Genomic DNA, 22,405 nt, shown 5'->3' on the forward strand with positions numbered 1-22,405 from the left:
GGATGACAGCCGTCCACGTGGTCCTGCCGGGCGACATCGACGACCCGGCGGAGCCCAGCGGCGGCAACGCCTACGACAGGCAGGTCTGCCGCGGCCTGGGCGGGCTCGGCTGGACCGTCCGGGAACACCCGGTGCCGGGCGGCTGGCCGCACCCGGGTGCGGGGGAGCGGGCCGCGGTGGCCGCGCTGCTCGCCGGCCTGCCCGACGACGCGACCGTGCTGCTCGACGGCCTGGTCGCCTCGACCGTGCCGGACGTGCTCGCCCCGCACGCCGCGCGGCTGCGTCTCGTGGTGCTGGTGCACCTGCCGATCGAGGGCGAGGCGGAGGCGCGTGCGCTGGCGGCGGCGACCGCGGTGGTCGCCACCAGCGAGTGGACCCGCCGCCGGCTGCTCGACCGTTACCGGCTTGACCCGGATCGGGTGCGCGTCGCGCCGCCCGGCGTGGACCCGGCGCCGGTCGCCTCCGGCACGCCCGGCGGGGGCCGGCTGCTGTGCGTCGCGGCGGTCACCCCGGTCAAGGGCCACGACGTGCTCGCCGCCGCGCTCGCCGAGGTCGCCGACCTGGACTGGACCTGCGACTGGGTCGGCCCGCTGGACCGGGACCGCGCGTTCGTCGGACGGCTGCGCGGGCGGCTGACCGCGACCGGCCTCGCCGACCGGGTCCGGCTCACCGGCCCGCGCGTCGGGCCCGACCTGGCCACCACGTACGCCGCCGCCGACCTGCTGGTTCTGCCGTCGCGGCGGGAAACGTACGGCATGGTGGTGACCGAGGCGTTGGCCCGGGGCGTGCCGGTGCTGGCCGGCGACACCGGCGGCCTGCCGGCCACCCTGGGCCGGGCTCCCGACGGCGACCGTCCCGGCCTGCTGGTGCCGACCGACGACCCGGGCGCCACCGCCGCCGCGCTGCGCCGCTGGCTGACCGACCCGGGCCTGCGGGAGCGGCTTCGCCGCGCCGCCCGGCACCGGCGACCCACCCTCACCCGCTGGTCGGACACGGTGCACCGGCTGGCGTCGGCGCTGAAGGAGGCAACCCCGGCATGACCACCTCACTGCCACCCGGCTTCGCGGACTGGCTGCGGCTGCGCGAACCGGCCGACGCCGCCGCCCGCCGCGTCGAACTGGTCGACACGGTCCGCGACGGGCTGCCCGCCGACCGCCCGCTTGTCGTGCACGACCTGGGCAGCGGCACCGGTTCGATGGCCCGCTGGCTGGCTCCCCGGCTGCCCGGCCCGCAGCACTGGGTGCTGCACGAGCGGGACCGGGAACTGCTGGCGCTGGCCCGGGCCGGCCGGCTCACCGCCGCCGACGGCGCCGACGTCACGCTGACCGCGTTGGACTCGGACGTGACCCGGCTGACCGGCGCCGACCTGGCCGACGCCCATCTGGTCACCGCGTCGGCGCTGCTGGACATGCTCACCGCCGAGGAGGTCGAGCGGGTGGTGGCGGCCTGCACCGGCCGCCGCACGCTGTTCGCGCTCACCGTGTCCGGCGCGGCGGAGCTGACTCCGGCCGACCCGCTGGACGCCGAGTTCGCCGCCGCGTTCAACGCCCACCAGCGGCGCACCGTGCACGGCCGGACCCTGCTCGGACCGGATGCGGTGGCCGCGACCGTGGCCGCGTTCAGCCGCCACGGCGTCGAGGTGGCCGTGCGGTGCAGCCCGTGGCGGCTCGGGCCGGAGCAGGCCCCGCTGGCGGTGCAGTGGCTGACCGGATGGATCGAGGCGGCTGTTGCGCAACAACCGCATCTGGCGAGGGCCGCCGGGACGTATCACGAACGGCGCCTCGACGAGGCCGCCGCCGGCCGGCTCGAGGTGGTGCTGCACCACGCCGACCTGCTCGCCGGCTGAACCGTTCGGCGCGCCGCTGCGTGACATGCGGTGGGGAACGAGGGAGGACCGCTTGTCACACGTCGCCGTCGCCGGGCCCGTACCGGCGGTCGCTCCGGTCCGACCTCGCCGATCCTGGGTACGTCCGCTGGTCGGGGTGGCGGTGCTCGTCGTGCTCGTCGTCTCCGTGGGCACCGGGCCGTTCCTGACCGGACTGCGGCTGGTCGACGTGCCGGCGCTGGCCGCCGCTCTGGGCATCGGCGTGCTCACCACCGTCTGCTGCGCCTGGCGCTGGTCGCTTGTCGCCGGTGGGCTGGGTGTGCGGCTGCCGATGCGGGACGCGGTGGCGCACTGCTACCGGGCGGTGTTCCTCAACTCCACCCTCCCCGGCGGGGTGCTCGGCGACGTGCACCGGGCGGTGCAGCACGGCCGCGACGCCGGGGACGTGGCCCGGGGTGTCCGGGCGGTGATCTGGGAGCGCACGGCCGGGCAGGTGGTGCAGGTGGTCATCGCGGTGGCGGTGCTGGCCGCGTTCCCGTCGCCGGTGCGTCCCTACCTGCCGGCGCTTGTCGCCGCCCTGGTCGTGGCCGCGCTGGCGGTGGTGCTGGCCGCCCGGGCGGTGCCGCGTTCCGGGGCGTCCCGCTGGGCGCGGGCGGCCCGGGCCGCGCTCGCCGACGTCCGCGCGGGGGTGCTGGGCCGGGGCACCTGGGCCGGCGTGGTGGTCGCCTCGACAGTGGTGTTCGCCGGTCACCTGGCCACCTTCGTGGTGGCCGCCCGCACCGCCGGCATCGACGCGCCGCTGTCGCGTCTGCTGCCGCTGACGTTACTCGCCCTGTTGGCCATGGCGGTGCCGCTGAACGTGGGCGGTTTCGGCCCCCGCGAGGGGGTGGCCGCGTGGGCGTTCGCGGCGGCCGGGCTGACCGCCGCGCAGGGTGTGGCGACCGGCACGGTGTACGGCGCGCTGGTGCTGGTGGCCAGCCTGCCCGGGGCCGCGGTGCTGCTCGCGCGGCGCCTGCCCAGGCCGCCGACCGGCAACTGTCGGTGATCCCGCCTACGGTTGACGGGTGCGAGGTGTGCGTCGCCGGGTTCCGCCCGGCGACCGGACGACAGGAGAACCATGGAACAAACCCTGCCCACCGCGACGGTCCGGACCCGGGTGACGGTGCCGCTCCGGTTTCCTGACGGGTACACCACCACCGCCCGGGTGCACACCTTCCACGGTCTGGCCGACGGCCGGGAGCACCTGGCGTTCGGCCTCGGCGCATACGGCACGGCTGAGACGCCGCTGGTTCGTCCGCACAGCGAGTGCCTGACCGGTGACGTCTTCGGCAGCCAGCGCTGCGACTGCGGGCCGCAGTTGCGCGAGGCGGTGCAGCGCATCGCGGAGGCCGGTGGCTACCTGCTCTACCTGCGACAGGAGGGCCGGGGCATCGGCCTGTACGCCAAGCTCGACGCGTACGCCCTGCAGGACGACGGCCTGGACACCTACGAGGCGAACCTGGCGCTGGGCCGGGGCGCGGACGAACGGGACTACACCGTGGCCGCGCAGATGCTGACCGCGTTGGGCGTGGACCGGGTGGCGCTGCTGAGCAACAACCCGGACAAGGCGAGCCAGTTGGAACGGTTGGGTGTGACGGTGACCGACCGGGTGTCCACAGGTGTGCACCTGTCCCCGGCCAACGCGAACTACCTGGCGGCCAAGGTGGCCCGCGCCGACCACGCCCTCGACCTGCCGTTCGTGCCGTGAGCAGCCGCCCGTACGTGCTGCTGAGCTGTGCGATGTCGATCGACGGTTACATCGACGACGCGACCGGGCAGCGGCTGTTGTTGTCGAACGACGACGACCTGGACCGGGTGGACGCGACCCGGGCGGGGTGCGACGCGATCCTGGTGGGCGCGGCCACGGTGCGCCGTGACGATCCCCGGCTGATGGTGCGCAGCGAGCGGCGGCGGGCCGAGCGGGTGTCCCGCGGCTTGCCGCCGTCGCCGGTGAAGGTGACGGTGACCGGCAGTGGTGACCTCGATCCCGGCGCGCGGTTCTTCACCACGGGCGACGGGGCCAAGCTGGTCTACTGCCCGAGCGGGGTGGTGGACAAGGCACGCGAGCAACTGGGCGGGGTGGCCACCGTGGTCGACGCGGGTGATCCGGCGACCCCGGAGGGGGTGGTGGCCGACCTGGCCGGGCGCGGGGTCGGCCGGCTGATGGTGGAGGGCGGTGGCACGATGCACCGCCAGTTCCTGACCGCCGGTCTCGCCGATGAGCTGCACCTGGTGGTGGCGCCGTTCTTCGTGGGGGACCGGCGGGCCCCCCGGTTCGTGGGTGACGGCCACTTCCCGTGGCACCCGGGTCGGCGGGCCCGGGTGGTGGAGGTGCGCCAGATCGGCGACGTGGTGCTCACCCGGTACGCGCTGTCCGACCGCTGCCCGGCCTGACCGTCCCTTCCGGTCTGCCCTTGTGCAAGCTCACGGTCGTGATTAGTTTGTTGACCATCCATACGAACTAACCACCGCGCATCCCGTCCCGAAGGGGGACCGATGACCGCGTACCACCCCACCCCTGGCTCCTCCCGCCGTCGTTTCCTCAGCCTGGTGGGCCTCGGCGTGGCCGCCACCGCCACCGGTCCGCTGGTCGCTGGCTGCTCCGAGAAGCCCGCCGCCTCCGGTGGCGCCCAAAGCCTCGACGCCGTCTCCGACCTGCTCCCCACCCGCAAGGACCTGCCCGGCGCCGTCAAGCCCGACATCGTCGGCACCCGTCCGGTGCCCGACGGCTACACCCGCTACCCGTCGAACCTCGTCGACGCCATCACCGGCAAGCCCGGCACCAGCGGCAAGCAGGTCACCGCGATGACCCCCGCCTGGGGCCCGGCGCCGCCCGGAGTGGCGCAGAGCGCCTACCTCCAGGCCGTCAACGCCGAACTGGGCACGCCGGTCAACTTCACCATCCAGGACGGCAACACCTACGCCGACAAGCTCAACGCGATGCTCGGCGCGCGGGACGTGCCGGACCTGCTGTGCGTGCCGGGGTGGGAGGTGGAGAAGATCCCGCGCTTCGCCGAGGCGATCAAGGTGCTGTTCGAGGACCTGACCGACCACCTGAAGGGCGACGCCGCCGCGGCGTACCCGATGCTGGCGAGCTTCCCCTCCGGGGCCTGGCGGCGCGCGGTCTGGAACGAGCGGGTCATGTCCGTGCCCAACCCCACCGACGGGCCGTTCCCCTGGGCGCTGTTCACCCGCAAGGACCTGCTCGACGCGCGCGGCCTGGCCGTGCCGGCGAATCTGGACGACCTGCTCGCCGTGGCCAAGCAGGTCACCGACCCGGCGCGCAAGGTGTGGGCGTTCAACGACGTGTTCGCCATGATCCAGATGTTCCACCGGGTGCCGGGCGCCAAGGGCGGGTGGCGGGTCGCCGCCGACGGCACGCCCGAGTTCAAGTACGAGACCCCGGAGTTCCGCCGCGCGCTGGAGGTCATGGCCAAGATCTACGCCGACGGCCTGGTCCACCCGGACGTCGTGGCCAGCAAGGGCGCGGACGCCAAGCAGCTGTTCGCCAAGGACGGCGCGATCGTGTTCCACCAGGACGGCGTCGGGTTCTGGCAGGGCGCCCAGGCCGAGCACCAGAAGACCAATCCCAGGCTGAACATCCAGCCGGTGCCGATCTTCTCCGCCACCGGCGGTGACCCGCTGGTCTGGGGCGAGGACGAGCCGATCTCCTACACGTTCGTCAAGAAGGGCCTCGGCAAGGACCGGGTCCAGGAGCTGCTGCGGATCATCAACTGGTGCTCCGCCCCGCTCGGCAGCCAGGAGGCGCAGCTGCGGGACTTCGGCGTCGCGGGCAAGCACCACACCCCGTCGCCGAACGGCCCGGTGAAGACCGAGCTGGCGTTCAAGGAGATCGCCAACCAGTACTTCTTCATCAGCGGCCGCAACCCCACCATCGGGCCGTTCCCGGACACCCCGCGCTTCGTGCCGGACGTGCTCACCTACTCCAACGAGATGGTGAAGCACATCGAGCCCAACCCGTGGGCGGGGGTGAAGCTGGAGATGCCGGCCGCGTACAAGGCCAACCAGGTGCCCACCGAGGACAAGTTCACCGACGTGCTGCGCGGTCGACGCCCGCTGAGCGATGTCGACGCCATCGTCGGGGAGTGGAAGGCGAACGGCGGCGAGGAGGCCCGCAAGCTGCTCGCCGACTCGCTGCCCAAGGAGGGCCGGTGAACGAGCCGGCCGTCCTGGCCGGGCCCGAGCGGGCCCGGCCGGACGCGCCCCCGCCCCGCCGCCGTCGCCCGTCCCGCCGCCGGGTGCCGCTGCGCAGCCGGCTGCGCCGGGACTGGCAACTGCTGGCCATGGTGGCACCCGGCTTCGTGGTGCTGCTGATCTTCAGCTATCTGCCGATCGCCGGCAACATCATCGCGTTCCAGGACTACAACCCGTACCTGGGCGACAACCCGTGGCAGGCGTTCGTGCACAGCGACTGGATCGGCTTCGGGCAGTTCCAGCTCCTCTTCTCCGACCCGGCGTTCTGGGACGCGTTCCGCAACACGCTGGCGATCACCGCGTTCCAGCTCGTCTTCTTCTTCCCGCTGCCGATCCTGCTGGCGGTCGCGCTGCACAACCTGCTCTCCACCCGGCTGCGCGGTCTCATCCAGACCATCGTCTACCTGCCGCACTTCTTCAGCTGGGTGCTGGTGGTCACGTTCTTCGTGGCGATGCTGGGTGGCGCCGGGCTGCTCGCGCAGACCATGCGCGAGGCCGGGATGCAACCGTGGAACGTGATGACGAACCCGGACACGTTCATCGTCCTGGTCACCGTCGAGGCGGTGTGGAAGGACGTCGGCTGGGGCACGATCGTCTTCCTGGCTGCCCTGTCCACGATCGACCAGAACCTCTACGAGGCCGCCGCCGCCGACGGCGCCGGCCGGTGGCGGCGGCTGTGGCACATCACCCTGCCCGGCCTGCGCCCGGTGATCGTGCTGCTGCTCATCCTGCGCCTCGGCGACGCGCTCTCGGTCGGCTTCGAGCAGTTCCTGCTGCAACGCGACGCCGTCGGCCGGCAGGCCGCCGAGGTGCTGGACACCTTCGTCTACCACTTCTCCATCGCCACCGGCAACTACGGCTACGGGGCGGCGGCCGGGCTGTTCAAGGCCGCCATCGGCCTCGTGCTGATCCTGGCCGCGAACCGGGTGGCGCACATGCTCGGCGAGCGAGGGATCTATTCCAAGTCATGACCACGAGCCTCCGCCGGCCGTCCGGCGCACGCCCCCGCCGACCGGTGTGGCAGGAACCGCCCACCCCGGTCGGTCAGGGGCTCAAGGCCGTCGCGCTCGCCCTGCTGATGGCCGGCGTGCTCTTCCCGCTCTGGGTGGTGCTGGTGACCAGCCTCTCCTCCCGGGAGACCATCGGCGAAGCCGGCGGGCTGGTGGTGGTGCCCAAGGGCATCGACACCTCCGCCTACGAGACGATCTTCGCCGGTGGCGCGGTCACCCGGGCGCTGTGGATCAGCACGCTGGTGACCGTCTTCGGCACCGCGATCGCGTTGACGGTGACCGTGCTGGCCGCGTACGGCCTGTCCCGGCCGGGCTCGCTGGGCTACCGCTGGCTGCTGGCGTACTTCCTGATCCCGTTCCTGGTCTACCCACCGCTGGTGCCGCGCTACCTGGTGGTCACCGGGCTCGGGCTGAAGGACACCATCTGGGCGCTGGTCCTGCCGCCCGCGATAAGCGTGTTCAACCTGGTCGTGGTGCGCGGCTTCTTCCAGGGCATCCCGTCGGAGCTGCTGGACAGCGCCCGCATCGACGGCGCCGGTGACTTCCGTACCCTGGCGCGCATCGTGCTGCCGCTGTCCCGCGCGGTGATCGCCGTGGTCGGGCTGTTCTACGCGGTCAGCTACTGGAACGTCTGGTTCGACGCGCTGCTGTTCATCGACCGCAACGACATGTACCCGATCCAGCGCGTTCTGCAGAGTTACCTGCTGGCCGGGCAGGCCCCGCACACCTCCGGCGGCAGCTCCGGCGTCACCATGCCACCCACCGAGTCGATCAAGATGGCGGTGGTGGTGCTGACCGTCGCCCCGATCGTCGCGATCTACCCGTTCATCCAGCGGCACTTCGTCAACGGGGTGCTGATCGGCGCGGTGAAGGGCTGACCGGCTCAGAGCACCTGGGACAGGAAACGCCGCAGCCTGGGGTGCTCGGGCGCCTCGAATACCGCCTCCGGCGGCCCGGCCTCCAACACCACGCCGGCGTCCATGAACGCCACCGTGTCGGCGACGCTGCGGGCGAACCCCATCTCGTGCGTCACCACCACCATCGTCATGCCGCCGGCGGCGAGGTCGGCCATCACCGCCAGCACGCCCTTGACCAACTCCGGGTCCAGTGCGCTGGTGGCCTCGTCGAAGAGCATCACCTGTGGGCGCAGCGCCAGCGCCCGGGCGATCGCGACGCGTTGCTGTTGGCCGCCGGAGAGCTGAGCCGGCCGGGCGTCGGCCCGCCCGGCCAGCCCGACCAGTTCGAGCTGGGCGCGGGCGAGCGCCACCGCCTCGTCCTGGTCGAGCTTCTTCAACTTCCGCAGCGCGAGCGTGATGTTGCGCAGCACGCTCAGGTGCGGGAACAGGTTGAACTGCTGGAAGACCATGCCGATGCGTTGGCGCAGCGCGTCCGGGTCGTCGCGCAGCACGCTGCGCCCGTCCAGCAGCACGTCACCCCGGTCCGGCTCGATCAACCGGTTGATGGTGCGCAGCAGCGTCGACTTGCCCGAGCCGGACGGACCGATCACGCAGGCCGCGCGGCCCCGGGCCACGTCCAGGTCCGCGCCGCGCAACACCCGGTGCGCGCCGAAGGCCAGGTGCACGTCGCGTACGGCGAGGCTGACCGAGGTGGCGGTGGTCGTGGTCATCGGGGGTCCCTTCCGGACGGGGTGACGCCGACGGGCGCCGGATCGGGTTCGGGGTCGGCGTCGGGCGGCGCGGCCGGGCGGCCCTGCCGCAGGCGCCGGTCCAGCCGGTTGACCGCGTGGGTGAGCGGCACGGTCAGCGCCAGGTAGAACAACCCGGCCAGCAGCAGCGCGGACTGGTTGCCGGTGTTCGCCGCGTAGTCCTGCCCGATCCGGAACAGCTCCCGCTGGCTGGCCAGCAGGCCGAGGAAGTAGACCAGGCTGGAGTCCTTGATCAGCGCGATGAGCTGGTTGACCCAGGCGGGCAGCACCCGGCGCACACCCTGCGGAATGATCACCAGTCGCATCGACTCGCCCCAGGAGAAGCCGAGCGCCCGCGCCCCCTCCAGCTGGGCGGCCTCCACGCTCAGGATGCCGGCCCGGAAGATCTCGCCGAGGTAGGCCGACGCGATCAGGGACAACGCCAGCACGCCCAGCGGATATGGGTTGGGGCCCCACACCTGCATCCCGAGCGGCGCCAGGCCGACGCCGATCAGCAGAATGGTCGCCGCCGCCGGCAGGCCCCGGAACACGTCGGTGTAGACCCGGGCCGGCCAGCGCAACCATCGGGTACGCGAGATGCCGGCGACCGCCAGCAGCATCCCCAGCACCGAGCCGAGCAGGGCGGCGGAGACCGCCAGGAGCAGCGTGTTGGGCAGCCCGACGGTCAGCATCTCGGGCAGCGCCTCGCGCATCGACTCGCCGTCGAAGAACGTCTCCCAGAGGGTGCTCAGTGGCTCCATGTCAGCTCCGTCCGCCCTGCTCGTCCTCGGTCACCGGGTCAGGAGGCCGCGGACGGCGACGGCGCCGCGACCGAGCCGCTGCCCGGCGCGAAGTCCGCCGGCACCGGCCGTCCCGGGTAGTACTCGGCCTGCAGTCGGCTCCACGTGCCGTCGGCGATCACCTCGTCGAGGCCCTTGTTCAGCGCCTCGCGCAGCCGGTCGTTGCCCTTGGCCACCGCGTACGCGGTCGGGGTGGGGCTGAGCTGCTTCGCCGCGACCTTGATCTTGCCCTTGCTGTCCGCGGCGGACTTGTCGCCGATCTCGGCCGGAGCGATCCAGGCGTCGGCGGTGCCGGCCTTGAGCTGGTTGACCGCGCTGTTGTAGTCGGGCACCCGCACCGGGTTCAGGTTCTGCCTGCTGGCGAAGTCGTCCTGCACGGTGCCCTGGACGACCACGACCCGCTTGCCGGGCAGCTGCGCGAAGTCGGTGATCGGGGAGCCGGCGGGTACGTCCAGGCCGAAGTAGCCGAAGTCGTAGCCGTTGCCGAAGTCCACTGTCTTCTTCCGCGCCTCGGTGATCGTGATCGAGGAGCTGCCGACGTCGAACTTGCCGCTGTTGACCTGGGCGAGGAGGGCGGAGAAGTCGGTGCCGACGAACTCCACCTTCAGGCCGATCCGGCCGGCGACGGCGCGCAGCAGTTCGTTGTCGAAGCCGGTGAACGTGCCGTCCTTCAGGTAGACGTTCGGCGGGGCGTCGGTGAGCGTGCCGGCCCGGAGCACGCCGGGCTGGAGCAGGCCGTACGGGTTGTCGGCGGCGGTGGTGTCGTCGCCGCCGCAGGCGGTCAGCGCGGTCGCGGCGAGCAGGGCGGCGGCGCCGACGGCGACGAGGCGGGTCAGGGCGGTACGGATACGCACGATGTCTCTCCATAGTGGATGGACGCGCGGGGCGCGTCGGCGCAGGCCCGCCGCGGACGGCCGGGCCGGAGGAGGGCGGAGCGGAGAAAAGGTGAAGCGGAGAAAAGGTGAAGCGGAGAAAGGTGGATCGGGGAGGGCGGTGGCGCCCGCTCAGCGGGGGATGCGACAGCCGTCGCTGCACACCCGCATCAGGTCGACGTGGCGGCGCCTGATCAGCGCGAGGCCGGTCGGGTACGCGGCGATGTCACCGGAGGGGGCGGAAGGTGGTGCGAACATGGGTCTCCCTGGTCTTGGTGCTGACCTGGGTGCCAGGCCACGCTTGCACCGGCGGCTGCCGGTGCCTGGTCCTCACCCGGGGCACCCCACCGCGGAGGAGGGTTGCCGGCCAGCGAGCCGGGGCTTGACGCTGGCGCTCATGACCTGCCCAGGAGGCTAGCAGCCCTGCTCCGCGGCCCGTCCAGTGGTTATGACCACGGTCACGCGCCGGGCGTCACCGCCGGGCGGGCACGACCGGCGCGTCCCGGCCGGTGCCGTGCCGCGACGGACTGCGCTGCTCGTGGTAGTCCTGTTCGACGTTGACCGTCCACACGTCGTGATCGGCGTCGTGCGCGATGTTCTCCGCGGTCAGCATCGCGGTGAGCATCGAGTGGTCGGCGTTGTTGTACCGGTGCATGCCGTTGCGCCCGACCGGGTGCACGTTCGGCACCGCCTCGGCCAGCCAACGCCGGATCACGTCCACGTTGTGCTGGTAGCGCTCGTCGTAGACCGGATACGCCTTGGGCATCCGCACCACGTGCCCCGCCTCCACACACCCCGACCGGACCAGTCCCAGCCGTTCCAGCTCGGCGGTGGCGAACGTGACCAGGTCCGGGTCGGGCATCCGCCACATCTCGTCGCCCTCGAAGACGAAGTACTCCAGCCCCAGGCAGGTCCGCCCGTCCTTGACCAGGTACGGCGACCAGGAACCGAAGTTCTGGATGCGGCCCACCCGGGCCGTCGGATCGTGCACGTAGATCCAGTTGTCCGGGAAGGAGAACTCCTCCGGCACCACGAGCGCGACGGTCAGGAAGTCCCGGTACCGCAGGTCGTCGGCGGCGGCCCGCACCTCGGGTGGCGCTTCCGGCCGCATCGCCCGCACCAGCGCGGAGATCGGCATCGAGGAGATCACGTGGTCGGCGGCTTCGGTGCGCTCCCCGGCGGCGTCGGTCACGCTCACGCCGGTCGCCCGCCGGGCGGCAGGGTCCCGGTGCACCTCGGTCACCCAGGCACCGGTGCGTACCGTGCCGCCACGCGCGACGACCTGCTCGGCGCAGCGCTCCCACATCATCCCCGGGCCGTGCTTCGGGTACTGGAACTCCTCGATCAGGCTGGTCACATCCGTGCGGTTGCGCCGGGGCAGCAACGCGTTGCGGATCGCCGTCGCCAGCGACAGGTTCTTGATCCGCTGGGCTGCCCAGTCTGCCTGCAACTGGTCCGCCGGCATCCCCCACACCTTTTCGGTGTACGTCTTGAAGAAGATCGAGTACAGCCGCCAGCCGAAGCGGGCCGACACCCATCCCTCGAAGTGCGACTGGTCCTTCGGCGGGCGCAACCGGGCCCGACCGTACGAGCCGAGGCACCGCACCGCCTCCCGCACGCCCAGATTGCGCAGCGCGTTGCCGGCGCTGAGCGGGTAGTCGAACAGCGCGCCCCGGTAGTAGATGCGGCTCATCCGGGGCCGCAGCAGGAAGTCCTCGTCCGGCAGGATCTCGTGCCAGAAGTCCTCGACGCGGGAGACCTTGGTGAAGAACCGGTGCCCGCCGATGTCGAACCGCCAGCCGTCACGCTCCACCGTGCGGCTGATCCCGCCGACCACGTCGTCGGCCTCGTAGACCCGCGCCGGCTCGCCGTGCCGCAGCAGCTCGTACGCTGCGGTCAGCCCTGCCGGCCCCGCCCCGATGATCACGGTTCCGTCGCCGTCACCCATGCCTTCGCGCCCCCCGCCTGCCGATGCGGCAGCGCGCTTACCCGCCCTGGCCGCGTCCTCACCTGTCGCTTTCCGCCGGCCCGGCGGGTGTGAGCCCGCCCGGACGGGGAACGCGCACCGGGTTTGCGGCCGGGACGAGTTCGGTCGACGACCGAACGGTGGGAGCGCGATGGCGGACGAGCGGCGGGCTGACCCCGGCGGCACGGCCGAGCCCGGCGGCGCGCGCGAGCCCGGCGTCAGGGCACGTTCCGGCGTCGAGCCCGACCGCACGCCCGGCACCGACGGCGGGACACGCGCCGGACGTACCCGATGGCGGTCGCGGGGAGCGGCGGTCGCCCGCCGGCTGCCGGAGCCGTGGGGGTTCGTGCTCGCCGTCTTCGTCGGCTCGAAGCTCGTGCTCAGCCTGGTCGGTGTGCTGGTGCTGGCCGCCTGGGACGGGGTGCCCGGCGCGCCGCCGCCCGGCGAGACCGGGACGCGGGCCCAGCAGGACGCGATCTCGCCGCACCGCTGGTTCTCGCTCTGGTTCGCCTGGGACTCGTTCCTCTACGAGCACCTGGCCCGACTGCCGCTGGACCGGCCCTGGCCGGACTTCGGCTTCCCGCTGCTCTACCCGTTCCTGGCCCGGCCGCTCGCGCCGCTGCTCGGTGGGCACACCGCATGGGCCCTGCTGCTGGTCAGCAACGTGGCGCTGGTGTTCCAGCTCTACTACGCGTACCGGCTAGGGGGCCGGTTGCTCGGTGGCGGCGGACCGGACGACGGCCGGCGCGCGGTCCGGTACCTGCTGCTCCTGCCGACGGCGTTCCTGTTCCAGGCGGCGCTGACCGAGTCGCTGTTCGTCTGCCTCGCACTGGCCGCCTTCTGGTACGCCGAGCGAGGCCGCTGGCTGCTCGTCGGCGTCCTCGGCTACTTCCTGGCGATGAGCCGCTCGGTCGGCTTCCTCGTGGTCGTCCCGCTGGCGTTGGTGCTGCTGCGCGAGCACGGCTGGCGCGTCGGCCCGCGCACCTGGCCGCGCCTGCTGCGGCAGGGCTGGCCGCTGGTGCTGGTCCCGGCGGGTTGGTTGACGTTCATGGCGTTCTGCCGCTGGCAGAGCGGCGACTGGTTCGCCTACCAGCGCGCCCAGGAGACCGGCTGGGGCATCCGGCTGCAGAACCCGCTCGCGACCGCCACGTCCGCGTTGACCGGCGGCAACTCCGCCGACGCGTTGCGGGTCTGGCTCGCCGTGGCCACGCTCGCGGTGGCGGTCGTCGGGCTGCGCCGTCGGGCCGACTGGCCGTACCTGGCCTACACGCTCGTCATGGTGCTGGTGCCGCTGTCGATGGGGCCGCCGGTGTACAAGAGCCTGCTGCGCTACCTGCTGGCCGCCTTCCCGGTCGCGCTGGTGCTGGCCCGCTGGGCCGGCCGGCCCAGCCTGGACGGCTGGCTCACCGCCGGGCTGGCGCTGCTGCAGGGCGCGTTGTTCGCGGCTTGGCTCACCTACTGGACCCACCTGATCATCTGACCGGCCCCCTCGTCCGGCGCGCCGGCCGGACCGGCCGCAGAATGGGCGGATGAGCGACCGGCGGGTGACCCTCGACGACCTCGGCGCCTGGGTGGTCAAGGGCAACGCGGACGCGGTGGACCTGACGGCCCGGTTCGCCGCCGATCCGCGCGTGACCGGATGGTGCGTCCGCCCCGGCTACCGGGTGCGGCTGATGCGCGCCGGCCAGCCGGTGGTGTTCTGGGCCAGCGGCAGCAAGGGCCGGGCGCCGTACGGTGTCTGGGGTGTGGGCCGGATCGCCGCCGCCCCCGAGCCCGGAGCGCCCGGCGAGGCGTGGACCGCGCCGCTGGACCTGACGATCCTCGACGAGCCGCTGCGGGTACGCCGCGAGCTGCTGCGCGCCGACCCGCGGCTGGCCGACGCCGAGGTGTTCCGGCAGCCGCAGGCGGCGAACCCGTCCTACCTGACCGTGGCGCAGTTCACCGCGCTGGGCGAACACCTGCCCGCACCTCACCCCCGCGGATGAGGTGCGGGCCGGCTCAGGCGCGCCCCAGCGCACCGGCGAGGCGCCGGGCCTCGGTGACCAGGCGGCTGCCGCCGCCCCGGGCCACCACGTCGGCCAGGCCGGGCACGTCGAGCCGGACACCGGTCGCGGTCTCCGCCGCCAGCGTGAGCAGGTCCGGAGTGCCCCGCGGCGGCGTCGGCGCGGCCAGCAGCGGCGGCAACGCCGAGGCGAGCAGCCGCCAGACGCTGAGCCGGGCGCCCGCCGCGATCGCGTCCCGCAGCGGGGTGACCGCCCGGGTCAGGATCACCTGCCCCTGCGCCCCCAGCACGCCCAGGTGCCCACCGACCCCGGGGGCGTCCAGGTCACCGGCGGCGGCCAGGATCAGCAGCGCGTCGAGCGCGGCCACCCGGTCGGCCTCGTGCCGGGCGCACAGCCCGTAGGCCAGCGCCAGATCCAGTGCGGGGCCGCCAGCGCCGGTGCACTCGGCCAACGCTGGCAGCACCACGCCACGCCCCGCGATGTCCTGCTGGGTGGCCTCGGCGAGCGCGGGCAGGACGTGCGCGGCGACCACGCCCCGACGCCCGGGCAGGACGGCGGGCCACAGGTCGGCGCACGGGAACATGTGGCGACCGATCGCCGGGGGCGTCACGGTGAACAGCCCGAACCGGTCGTCGACGTCGGCCGGCGGGGTGAGCGCGACCAGCCGGCGTCGCTCCGGCAACCAGCTGCACCGGGCGTACCCCTGGTCCCGGCCCACGGTCACCACCTCCTGCGAAGGTGTCGGCAGGATGCCGTCGCGCAGCCAGGCCGCCAACTCCACCCCGGCCGGCGTGCCGAGCGCCTCGGCGCGGGCCGCCAACGGCTCGTCGACGACGTGCGGCAGGCGCAACAGCGCCTGGCCGTAGTCCCACTGCCAGTACGGGCGGTCGCCGAGCGCGACCAGCCGCTCGTAGAGCGCCACCGGTTCGATCGCGCCCGTGCTCGACGTCGGCGCGGACAACAGCCCGGGATCGTCGCGGCCGTCCAACCGTTGCCCGATCTCGGCCAGCCGCAGGCGGTAGAGCCACATCGGTGCGGGACGCCCGGAAGCCGTCGGCGCCGGTCCACTGTGGCCGGCCGTCAACGCCGAGGCCCACTCGTCGCGGCGGCGGGTGGCGTCCCCGATGCCGGCACCGGCCAGCAACAGCCGGTTCACCTGGGTCGGGGGGTCGAAGTTGGCCCAGATGTGGTCGTGCTCGCCCACCCCCTCCCGGCGCAGCACCGGCGCCAACGCCGCCGCGAGCCGGTCACGGTGACGGGTGCCCAGGCGCACCAGGGCGTCCACCACGCGTTCGAGAACCGCCGTGGGCCAGCCGTCGCGCAGCGCCGCGGCCACCTCCTCCACCATCTCGTCCACGTCGTCGATCGGCGGCGGCGCGGCCGGGACCGGCGACGGGGGCGGCAGGTCGTCGCCGGGCTCGGCCACCGTCGCGACGGCCGCAACGGGGTGGTGACCGTGTCGTCGGGCCAGCGCCAGCGCGCGGTCACCCAACTCGGCGGCGGGATGGTCGGCGGCGACCGCGAGCACGGCGCCGATCTGCGCGGCCCGCTGCGGTTGCTGCCGCGCCAGCCGGTCGAGCCAGGACAGCTGCGCGCGGACCAGCGCCTTCTCCGGTCGGGTCAGCACCGTCCGGGCGGCCTCACACAGCGCCTCCGGTTCGACGGCGTCGCCGGCCTCGCGCAGCGTCCGCTGTGCGACGCGGGCCACCGACCCCGGCCCGTCCGCGAGCAGCCGTAGGTAGGCGCCGGACCGGGCGGCCACCTCGTCCCGGGTCGGCGCCAGCAGGTCGTGCAGGGCCAGGAACGGCCGCAACGCGACCGGACGGTCGCCGCGCAGCAGCCGGGCCACGACGCCGTCGAGCACCGCCGCCCGGTCCAGCCGGCCCTCCGCCACCAACCCGGCCAGCGCCCGGGGCAACGCGTCCGCGCCGCGGGACAGCTCGATGCCCACGCCGTCCACCTCGAACAGGCGGGGCAACAGATCGTCCAGGAACGGGTCGGCGCGCAGCCGGTCGACCACCGACGGGTGTGCCCCATGCCGGTCCGGCCAACCCTGCGACGCGGCCCAGCCACGCACGAAGTCGTCCCCGGTCGGTGGCGGCGCCTTCTCCGCCAGCAACAGGCCGGCGACGAACCGCCAGCCCGCGACCATCCGGTCCCGGGGCAGCCGGTCGGTCAGCTTGTACGCCACCTCGGCCAGCCAGGTCACCCCGCGATCCCGGGCCGCCCCGACCACCGGCGCGGCGTCCACGGCGGACAGCCAGACCCCGCGGCGGCCGAGCAGCGCCGCCACCTTCGTCGGGGTGCTCAGCGTGCCCACCGCGGCCACCGCCAGCGCCCCCGCCTCGCGTCGCGACCACCAGGCGCCCTGCCGGCGGCGTACCTCGGCGAGCAGGTCGTCGCCGAGCGCCCGGCGGGCCGGCTCGTCCAGCCCGGCCAGCGCCGACCGGACCTCGGACACCTGCCCGCGGCCCACCGCCTCGACGATGTCGGTCACGGCCGGACCGCCACCGGCGCCGGGACCATCGACACGGCCAGCGCGTGCCGGCACGGCCCCCGCTGCCCCCGGTGCCGTGCCCACCACCGGCAGGTGCAGGAGTAGGTGCCGTCCGGGTGCCGCCGGACCCGGTAGACGCCGGCGTCACCGTGTACGGTCGCGTGCTCGCCGTCGCGCTCGACCGCGCCGTGCTCGACCAGGGCCCGCGCCCCGACCAGCCGCGGGTTGTCCCGTTCCGCCCGGCCCGCGTCGTAGGGCATCGCCCGGTGGAAGTAACCCCCGTCCGCCGCGTCGTAGCCGACCCGCCCGGCGGTGCCGAGCTGGGCGAGGGCGGCCCGGACCCGGTCGTCGGGCAGCGCGGTCGCGTCGGCGAGCGCGGCCACGTCGATCGTCGGCTCCCAGTCGAGCAGCGCGCCGACCAACTCGGCGTCGTCGACCACGTCGTCGCCGGCCAGGGCCGCGAGCGCGGCTCCCTCGCCGGAGAACCCGCGGTAGGGCTCGGGGGAGAGGGTCAGCGACAGCCGGAGCGCACCGGTGTCCAGCTCCCAGGTGCTCGGCACGGCGGGGGAACCGGCCCGCACCGTCGGGCCGTACACCCGCAGTGTGCGCGCGTGCCGCAGCAGGCCCCGCAGGGCCGCCAGCCGGCCCGCGCCGGCCAGGCAGACCGCGCCGGGCGCCGGCCGGGACGTCAACCGCAGCGTACGCCCGGCGGGCACCGCCCAGAGCACCGTGCGGTCACCGGCGGCGGGCAGCCTACGCAGGAACGCCGCCGCCTCCGTCGCCGGGATCTCCGCGCGGGGTTCGAAACCGGCGGTGAGCACGTGCACCTCGGCGAAGCCGCGCAGCCAGCGATCGGGCAGCGGGACCTTCCGCTCGACCACCGCACCGTCCAGGGTGGAGACGGTCAGGTCGTCCGGCCCGACCGCCACGTGCAACGGCTCGATGCCACCGACCCGGGCCAGCGCCTCCCGCAGCGGCGGGTTGACGTCCACGTTCGTCGTGCCGTGCCCGCCGACCTCACCGTCCAGGCCGGACGGCAGCACGTCCATCCGCGCGTACACCCCGCAGCATCCGGAGAACGACTCGAAACGCAGGCGGCCCCGGCTGCCGGTCACCACCGGGTCCAGGCTGGCCCGGTCGACCGGCCGGTGGTAACGGGTGCGGGCCACCTCGGCGACGGCGAGCAGCCCGGCCGCCGCGGCGACGGGCGCGGTGAGGAAGCCGGCGAAGAAGCGCGGGTTGGCCGCCGGGCCGCCGCAGGTCTGCAGGTCGAGACCGGCGGGGCGCAACGCGGAGGGCTGGAGATAGCGGTACGTCTGGACGGCGTTCACGGGGCACACCGTAGATCCACCGGCCGACAGGAACACGTTCCTGCTGCTAGCGTCCGTGCATGTTCGCCCTCGCCCTCACCGATGACGCCGAGCTGCGTCCATTGTCGCCCTGGCACGCCGACGAGTTCCTGGCCAACCTCGACCGCTGCCGGGAGCACATCGCCCCCTGGGTCGGCGCGTCCTTCGTCGCCACCGACCCCGAGTCGGCCCGCAAGGTCCTCCAGGCGTACGCCGACCGGTGGGCGCGCGACGACGGCGGGCTCTGGGGCATCTGGCAGCGCGGCACGCTCGTCGGCGGCGTGTTGTTCGTGTCCCTGAGCACCGCGCGTGGTGTGTGCGAGGCGGGCTGCTGGCTGGAACCGGCCGCCGAAGGGCAGGGCCTGGTGACCCGGGCCGCCCGGGTGATCATCGACTGGGCGGTGCGGGAGCGCGGCATCCACCGGGTGGAGTGGATCACGAAGGCCGGCAACGACCGGAGCATCGCGGTGGCGCGGCGGCTGGGCATGCGCCGCGACGGCGTCCTGCGCGGGGCCGCCCCGACCCCGGACGGCCGCGCCGACATGGAGGTCTGGTCGGTGCTGGCGCCGGAGTGGACGGCCTGATACGCGAAACTGTCACACCCTTGGGTCAACATGTGTCCATGGCTGTCCCCGCATTGGCCGACCGGTCCCCGCAGCCGCGCGCCCTGCCGCTGCGCGAGGTCCGCACCCGGCTCACCCAGCTCGTCTCCCTGGCCGAGCTGACCGACACCGTCACCCTCGTCACCCGCGACGGCGATCCCCGCCCGATCGCCGCGATCGTGCCCGCACCGGCCGCCCGCACCGCGGCCCAGGCCCGTGCCGACGCCGACCGGATCGCCGCGATCAGCGCCGGTTGGGCCCGCCGCCTGGAGGAGTTGCACAGGCAGTCCGGCCTTCGGCACGCCGCCGAGTTGCGTTCCCTGACCGACGCGCTGGCCGAGGCGTGGGCCGAGCTGGACCGCCGCGCCCCGGCCGGTGATCCGGCGCTGGCCCGGCTGCGCGCCGCGCACACCGACCTGATGCGTCGCTGACCCGTGGCGTCCCTGATGGTCGGGACGCCACGGGCGCGCTCAACTTCCGCCGCCGTGCCCGGCCGCGGCCATCCGCGTCGGGCGGGCCGTGTTCAGTCGCGGCCGCGTTCGGCCCGGTAGCGCCGGATCAGCTCGGCGGTCGACGTGTCCAGGTCAGCCAGGTCCGCCCCCGTTCCGGTGAGCTTCGGCGCGAGCTGGTTGGCCATCACCTTGCCCAGTTCCACACCCCACTGGTCGAAGGCGTTGATGTCCCACACCGCGGCCTCGGTGAACACGATGTGTTCGTAGAGCGCGACCAGCTGCCCCAGCGTCGCCGGGGTGAGCTTCGGCGCGAGGATCGTGGTGGTCGGGTGGTTGCCCACCATCACCCGGTGCGCCACCACGTCGGGCGCGCCGCCCTCGGCCAGCACCTGCTCGCGGGTCCGCCCGAAGGCCAGCGCGGCGGTCTGGGCGAAGAAGTTCGACATGAACAGGTCGTGCATGTCGCCCAGGTCGTGGTTCGGCTCGCTGAACCCGATGAAGTCGGCCGGGATCAGCCGGGTGCCCTGGTGGATGAGCTGGTAGAACGCGTGCTGGCCGTTGGTGCCCGGCTCACCCCAGAAGATCTCCCCGGTCGGGTACGTCACCGGCGAGCCGTCGGCGCGTACCGCCTTGCCGTTGCTCTCCATGGTGAGCTGTTGCAGGTAGGCGGGGAACCGGTGCAGATACTGCGCGTACGGCAGCACCGCGTGGGTCTGCGCGCCGAGGAAGTCGGTGTACCAGACGTTGAGCAGGCCCAGCAGCGCCGGCACGTTGCGCTCGACAGGCGTGGAGCGGAAGTGCTCGTCGACCGCGTGGTAGCCGGCCAGCATCTCGCGGAACCGGTCCGGCCCGATCGCCAGCATCACCGACAGGCCGACCGCGGACGGCAGCGAGTAGCGCCCGCCCACCCAGTCCCAGAAGCCGAACATGTTCTCCGGGTCGATGCCGAAGTCGCGGACCCGTTGCTCGTTGGTGCTGACCGCGACGAAGTGCCGGGCCACCGCGTCGTCGTCGGCGTCCAGCCCGGCCAGCAGCCAGCGGCGCGCCTGGTCGGCGTTGGCCAGCGTCTCCTGCGTGGAGAACGTCTTGGACACCACCACGAACAGGGTGCGCGCCGGGTCCAGGTCGGCGGTCTTGTCGTGGATGTCGGTGGGGTCGATGTTGGACACGAACCGGCAACTGATCCCCGCGTCCCGGTACGCCTTCAACGCCTCGTACGCCATCACCGGCCCGAGGTCCGAACCGCCGATGCCGATGTTGACCACGGTGGTGATCCGCTCGCCGGTGTGGCCGCGCCACGAGCCGGAGCGCACCCGCTGCGCGAACGCCGACATGCGGTCCAGCACCGTGTGCACGTCGGCGACCACGTCCTGGCCGTCCACGGTCAGCGAGGCGTCCCGGGGCAGGCGCAGCGCGGTGTGTAGCACGGCGCGGTCCTCGGTGACGTTGATGCGCCGTCCGGCGAACATGGCCGCGATCCGGTCGGTCAGCCCGACCCGCTCCGCGAGGGCGCCGAGCAGCGCGACGGTCTCGTCGGTGACGAGGTTCTTGCTGTAGTCCACGTGCAGGTCGCCGACGTCGCCGACGAGCCGTTCGCCCCGCTGCCCGTCGGCGACGAAGAGTTCGCGCAGGTGCGTGCCGCGCATCGCCTCGGCGTGCCTGCGCAGTGCCTGCCATTCGTCGGTGGTGGTGACGTCCACAGCCATCGGGTCGATCTTCTCCTTCGCGACGGGCGGTCGGCCGGCCTGCGCCGGTGACCCCACCAGCCTGCCACCCGGACGGGGTCCGCGCGACGCGACCCGGCCGCGACCCGCCTTACGGCGGGCGGCTGCCGGGGTTGACCTCCAGCGCGCTCGAACTCCTACCGTCACCTGACCGGCCGCCGCCCGGTCAGCGCGGCGTCACCCCATGGAGTGCACATGCGTCATCGCGTCCTCGGCGGCACCGGCATCGAGGCCAGCGTCCACTGCCTCGGCACCATGATGTTCGGCGCGGTCGGCAACCCGGACCACGACGACTGTGTACGGATCGTGCACGCCGCCCTGGACCGCGGGATCAACGTCGTGGACACCGCCGACATGTACTCGGCCGGCGAGTCGGAGGTGATCGTCGGCAAGGCGCTGCGCGGTCGGCGCGACGACGTGGTGCTCGCCACCAAGGTGCACTTCCCGATGGGGGAGGGGCCGAACCGGGGCGGCAACTCGCGGCGCTGGATCGTCCGGGCGGTGGAGGACAGCCTGCGCCGGCTGGGCACCGACTGGATCGACCTCTACCAGGTGCACCGCCCCGACCACACCACAGACGTCGAGGAGACGCTCGGCGCGCTCACCGACCTGGTCCGTGCCGGCAAGATCCGGGCGTTCGGCTGCTCGACGTTCCCGGCCGAGGAGATCGTGGAGGCGCAGCACGTCGCCGAGCGGCGCGCGCTCGGCCGGTTCCGTACCGAGCAGCCGCCGTACTCGATCCTGGCGCGCGGGATCGAGACGTCGGTGCTGCCGGTGTGCCAGCGCTACCGGATGGGCGTGCTGGTGTGGAGCCCACTGGCCTCCGGGTTCCTGTCCGGCCGGTACCGGCAGGGCCGCCCGGTCGACCTCACCGGCGGGCGGCCGGCGCTCACCCCGGCCCGGTTCGACCCGGCGCGGCCCGGCAACGCCGCGAAGTACGCCGCCGTCGAGGACCTGGTGGCGCTCGCCGACGAGATGGGGTGCACGCTGCCGCAGCTCGCCGTGGCGTTCACCGCGGCGCACCCCGCGGTCACCTCGACGATCATCGGCCCGCGCACCATGACGCAGTTGGACGCGCTGCTCGCGGGGGCGGCGCTGACGCTTGACGACGCGGCGCTGGACCGGATCGACGAGATCGTCCCGCCCGGCACGAACCTCTACCAGCCCGACGGCGCCTGGTCCCCGCCCGCCCTGACCGACCCGGCCCGGCGCCGCCGCCCTCTTCCGGAACGAGCCGCCGTATGACCCCCCACCCCCTCCCCGTTCCCCCAGCCCCGTCGATCTTGCAGTTTCCGCCCCGGCAAGCGTGCGAATGGGGCATCACGGGACCGGAAACTGCAAGATCGGCGAGCGAGGGCGCGGGCAAGGGCGGGGCGGGGTGGGAAACCGCGTCGACAAGGGAGTGG

The 22,405-nt window shown here is 73.6% G+C and carries 21 protein-coding genes and 1 riboswitch; of the genes, 13 read left to right on the forward strand and 8 right to left on the reverse strand.

Going from position 1 to position 22,405, the window contains the following annotated elements; translation table 11 throughout:
- Positions 1 to 2: 2 nt before the first annotated feature.
- The 8 genes from ACLQ2X_RS01210 to ACLQ2X_RS01245 all read left to right on the forward strand — a co-directional run bounded on the left by ACLQ2X_RS01210 (position 3) and on the right by ACLQ2X_RS01245 (position 7,967).
- Positions 3 to 1,040 (forward strand): glycosyltransferase family 4 protein, encoded by a 1,038-nt coding sequence (locus ACLQ2X_RS01210; protein WP_425679011.1) that lies wholly within the window; start codon positions 3 to 5, stop codon positions 1,038 to 1,040.
- Complete coding sequence (locus ACLQ2X_RS01215) at positions 1,037 to 1,846, forward strand: SAM-dependent methyltransferase (RefSeq protein WP_425679012.1); 810 nt, start codon at positions 1,037 to 1,039, stop codon at positions 1,844 to 1,846. The genes ACLQ2X_RS01210 and ACLQ2X_RS01215 overlap by 4 nt, the downstream gene beginning before the upstream one ends.
- Before the next feature lie 52 nt (positions 1,847 to 1,898).
- Positions 1,899 to 2,870 (forward strand): lysylphosphatidylglycerol synthase domain-containing protein, encoded by a 972-nt coding sequence (locus tag ACLQ2X_RS01220; RefSeq protein WP_425679013.1) that lies wholly within the window; start codon positions 1,899 to 1,901, stop codon positions 2,868 to 2,870.
- Positions 2,871 to 2,942: 72 nt separating this feature from the next.
- Positions 2,943 to 3,572, forward strand: a complete 630-nt coding sequence (locus ACLQ2X_RS01225) for a GTP cyclohydrolase II (protein WP_425679014.1) — start codon at positions 2,943 to 2,945, stop codon at positions 3,570 to 3,572.
- On the forward strand, positions 3,569 to 4,258 hold the full coding sequence (locus ACLQ2X_RS01230; protein WP_425679015.1) for a RibD family protein: 690 nt from the start codon (positions 3,569 to 3,571) through the stop codon (positions 4,256 to 4,258). Before ACLQ2X_RS01225 ends, ACLQ2X_RS01230 begins: the two co-directional genes overlap by 4 nt.
- Positions 4,259 to 4,360: 102 nt before the next feature.
- On the forward strand, positions 4,361 to 6,040 hold the full coding sequence (locus ACLQ2X_RS01235) for an extracellular solute-binding protein (RefSeq protein WP_425679016.1): 1,680 nt from the start codon (positions 4,361 to 4,363) through the stop codon (positions 6,038 to 6,040).
- Positions 6,037 to 7,050 carry an ABC transporter permease gene (locus ACLQ2X_RS01240; RefSeq protein WP_425679017.1) on the forward strand — a complete coding sequence of 338 codons (1,014 nt, stop codon included), beginning with the start codon at positions 6,037 to 6,039 and terminating at the stop codon, positions 7,048 to 7,050. Before ACLQ2X_RS01235 ends, ACLQ2X_RS01240 begins: the two co-directional genes overlap by 4 nt.
- Positions 7,047 to 7,967, forward strand: coding sequence for a carbohydrate ABC transporter permease (locus tag ACLQ2X_RS01245; RefSeq protein ID WP_425679018.1), 921 nt, complete (start codon positions 7,047 to 7,049; stop codon positions 7,965 to 7,967). The genes ACLQ2X_RS01240 and ACLQ2X_RS01245 overlap by 4 nt, the downstream gene beginning before the upstream one ends.
- 5 nt (positions 7,968 to 7,972) lie before the next feature.
- Here the strand turns inward: ACLQ2X_RS01245 and ACLQ2X_RS01250 are convergent, their stop codons facing one another.
- The 5 genes from ACLQ2X_RS01250 to ACLQ2X_RS01270 all read right to left on the reverse strand — a co-directional run bounded on the left by ACLQ2X_RS01250 (position 7,973) and on the right by ACLQ2X_RS01270 (position 12,354).
- Entirely contained in the window at positions 7,973 to 8,716 is a 744-nt protein-coding gene (locus ACLQ2X_RS01250) for an amino acid ABC transporter ATP-binding protein (protein WP_425679019.1), read from the reverse strand.
- Positions 8,713 to 9,495: an amino acid ABC transporter permease gene (locus ACLQ2X_RS01255; protein WP_425679020.1), complete on the reverse strand. Its 783-nt coding sequence runs from the start codon at positions 9,493 to 9,495 to the stop codon at positions 8,713 to 8,715. Before ACLQ2X_RS01255 ends, ACLQ2X_RS01250 begins: the two co-directional genes overlap by 4 nt.
- A 38-nt stretch (positions 9,496 to 9,533) precedes the next feature.
- Positions 9,534 to 10,388, reverse strand: coding sequence for an ABC transporter substrate-binding protein (locus tag ACLQ2X_RS01260; RefSeq protein ID WP_425679021.1), 855 nt, complete (start codon positions 10,386 to 10,388; stop codon positions 9,534 to 9,536).
- A gap of 150 nt (positions 10,389 to 10,538) precedes the next feature.
- Positions 10,539 to 10,664, reverse strand: coding sequence for a hypothetical protein (locus ACLQ2X_RS01265; protein ID WP_425679022.1), 126 nt, complete (start codon positions 10,662 to 10,664; stop codon positions 10,539 to 10,541).
- Positions 10,665 to 10,698: 34 nt separating this feature from the next.
- A riboswitch (SAM riboswitch) is annotated at positions 10,699 to 10,809 on the reverse strand.
- 69 nt (positions 10,810 to 10,878) lie between these two features.
- Positions 10,879 to 12,354: an NAD(P)/FAD-dependent oxidoreductase gene (locus tag ACLQ2X_RS01270; protein ID WP_425679023.1), complete on the reverse strand. Its 1,476-nt coding sequence runs from the start codon at positions 12,352 to 12,354 to the stop codon at positions 10,879 to 10,881.
- Between the two features lie 169 nt (positions 12,355 to 12,523).
- On the opposite strand from ACLQ2X_RS01270, the gene ACLQ2X_RS01275 reads away from it, so the two are divergent.
- Together ACLQ2X_RS01275 and ACLQ2X_RS01280 are read left to right on the forward strand one after the other, a co-directional pair.
- The gene (locus tag ACLQ2X_RS01275) at positions 12,524 to 13,852 is read left to right on the forward strand and encodes a hypothetical protein (RefSeq protein ID WP_425679024.1); all 1,329 of its coding nucleotides are present in this window, start codon (positions 12,524 to 12,526) and stop codon (positions 13,850 to 13,852) included.
- A 49-nt stretch (positions 13,853 to 13,901) separates the two neighbouring features.
- Positions 13,902 to 14,357 (forward strand): hypothetical protein, encoded by a 456-nt coding sequence (locus ACLQ2X_RS01280; RefSeq protein WP_425679025.1) that lies wholly within the window; start codon positions 13,902 to 13,904, stop codon positions 14,355 to 14,357.
- Positions 14,358 to 14,370: 13 nt separating this feature from the next.
- Here the strand turns inward: ACLQ2X_RS01280 and ACLQ2X_RS01285 are convergent, their stop codons facing one another.
- Both ACLQ2X_RS01285 and ACLQ2X_RS01290 read right to left on the reverse strand, forming a co-directional pair.
- Positions 14,371 to 16,872, reverse strand: a complete 2,502-nt coding sequence (locus ACLQ2X_RS01285) for a hypothetical protein (RefSeq protein WP_425679026.1) — start codon at positions 16,870 to 16,872, stop codon at positions 14,371 to 14,373.
- A complete protein-coding gene (locus ACLQ2X_RS01290) occupies positions 16,869 to 18,203 on the reverse strand; it encodes an SWIM zinc finger family protein (RefSeq protein WP_425679027.1) in 1,335 nt (444 codons plus the stop codon). The genes ACLQ2X_RS01285 and ACLQ2X_RS01290 overlap by 4 nt, the downstream gene beginning before the upstream one ends.
- A gap of 59 nt (positions 18,204 to 18,262) precedes the next feature.
- Here ACLQ2X_RS01290 and ACLQ2X_RS01295 point away from each other — a divergent pair, with 59 nt between their 5' ends.
- Complete coding sequence (locus tag ACLQ2X_RS01295; RefSeq protein WP_425679028.1) at positions 18,263 to 18,805, forward strand: GNAT family N-acetyltransferase; 543 nt, start codon at positions 18,263 to 18,265, stop codon at positions 18,803 to 18,805.
- Between the two features lie 38 nt (positions 18,806 to 18,843).
- Complete coding sequence (locus tag ACLQ2X_RS01300) at positions 18,844 to 19,254, forward strand: type II toxin-antitoxin system Phd/YefM family antitoxin (RefSeq protein ID WP_425679029.1); 411 nt, start codon at positions 18,844 to 18,846, stop codon at positions 19,252 to 19,254.
- A gap of 92 nt (positions 19,255 to 19,346) precedes the next feature.
- On the opposite strand, the gene pgi is transcribed toward ACLQ2X_RS01300, so the two are convergent.
- The gene (gene pgi, locus ACLQ2X_RS01305; protein ID WP_425679030.1) at positions 19,347 to 20,981 is read right to left on the reverse strand and encodes a glucose-6-phosphate isomerase; all 1,635 of its coding nucleotides are present in this window, start codon (positions 20,979 to 20,981) and stop codon (positions 19,347 to 19,349) included.
- Positions 20,982 to 21,194: 213 nt separating this feature from the next.
- On the opposite strand from pgi, the gene ACLQ2X_RS01310 reads away from it, so the two are divergent.
- Positions 21,195 to 22,244 (forward strand): aldo/keto reductase, encoded by a 1,050-nt coding sequence (locus ACLQ2X_RS01310; protein ID WP_425679031.1) that lies wholly within the window; start codon positions 21,195 to 21,197, stop codon positions 22,242 to 22,244.
- Positions 22,245 to 22,405: the final 161 nt, after the last annotated feature.

Origin of the sequence: Micromonospora sp. DT31, from assembly GCF_049841795.1 — a bacterium.
Classification (GTDB): Bacteria; Actinomycetota; Actinomycetes; order Mycobacteriales; family Micromonosporaceae; genus Micromonospora.